Consider the following 845-nt stretch of genomic DNA (forward strand, 5'->3'; position numbering starts at 1 on the left):
CGTCGATGACGTGTCGCTGATGGTGCGGCGGGGTGAAACGTTGGCACTTGTGGGCGAAAGCGGGTCGGGTAAATCGACCTTGGCACGGATCATGTTGGGGCTGGTCGATCCCAGCAGCGGTTCAGTTTCACTGCAGGGGCAGGATATCTCGGGAATGCCGGACTCCGCACGCGCGCGATTGGTCCAGCCTATTTTCCAGGATCCCTATTCCTCGTTGAATCCTCGGCGCACTGTGGCTGAAATCATTGCACGCCCCCTGCATCTGCGCGGTGTTGGAACAAGTGAACGTCTGCGTCGGGCGCGCGAAATGATGGATCTGGTAGGCTTGCCATCGCGGCTGCTGCACAGCTACCCGCTAAATCTGTCTGGCGGCCAGCGCCAGCGCATTGCCATCGCGCGCGCAATGATCAACAATCCCGAAGTGCTGATCTGTGATGAACCGACATCGGCACTGGATGTCTCCGTTCAAGCGCAAATCCTGAACCTTTTGTCTGATTTGCAGGCCGAATTCGGGCTCACCACGCTGATCATCACCCATGACATGGCCGTTGTCCACCAACTGGCAAGCCGCGTTGCCGTTCTGCTACAGGGCCGCCTTGTTGAGCAAGGCACTGCGTCGCGCGTCCTTTGCGCGCCCGAAGATGCGTATACGCGGGCATTGCTACAGGCAGCGCCAAGGTTTGACACTGCCGCCCTCGCTGCGGGGGCAGGCGCATGAAGGATAATGCAGATATGACGCAGATCACGCCCGACACCTTGTTTTCACCAACAAATATATGGCAGTCTTGGCTGGACGTAGAAGTGGCGCTGGCCCACGCACAGGCCGAACTGGGCATTATTCCCTA

At 58.8% G+C, this 845-nt stretch carries 1 protein-coding gene; it reads left to right on the forward strand.

The window, feature by feature from the left end; all coding sequences use genetic code 11:
- A partial coding sequence (locus ACTIE1_RS16620) for an ABC transporter ATP-binding protein (protein ID WP_439563509.1) occupies positions 1 to 718 on the forward strand: 718 nt, incomplete at its 5' end.
- Between the last annotated feature and the right edge of the window lie 127 nt (positions 719 to 845).

It is taken from the genome of Roseinatronobacter sp., assembly GCF_051859525.1.
Classification (GTDB): Bacteria; Pseudomonadota; Alphaproteobacteria; order Rhodobacterales; family Rhodobacteraceae; genus Roseinatronobacter.